The organism is Streptomyces sp. GbtcB7 (genome assembly GCF_019091445.1).
GTDB classification, from domain to species: domain Bacteria; phylum Actinomycetota; class Actinomycetes; order Streptomycetales; family Streptomycetaceae; genus Streptomyces; species Streptomyces mirabilis.
In genome coordinates, this window is the sequence record NZ_JAGXJM010000531.1 from 1 (window position 1) to 242 (window position 242).

Here is a 242-nt window from a genome sequence, read left to right on the forward strand (position 1 = left end):
TCCGTGCGCCCCCCGCCGTCGTACGCCTCCTAGGAGCCGCGCAGGCACGCGCGCAGGCCTCAGAGGCAGAGGCGCTCCGGGCGCCCACCCGGGGTGCCCGTGGCGACGACGAGCGCTACGAGGACGGGTTCGGGCCCGTCGGCCCTGGCGATTACGGCCATGACCCGGGCCTGGTCGCCCTCGACGACACCGAGATCCTCGCAGGCCGCTACGGAGTGCCGGGCTCGTACGGCAGGTACGGC

General features: G+C 75.2%; 1 pseudogene. It reads left to right on the forward strand.

From position 1 onward, the window contains the following. Nucleotides 1–242 (forward strand): annotated as a pseudogene (locus KVT44_RS56710) (hypothetical protein); the annotation flags it as partial.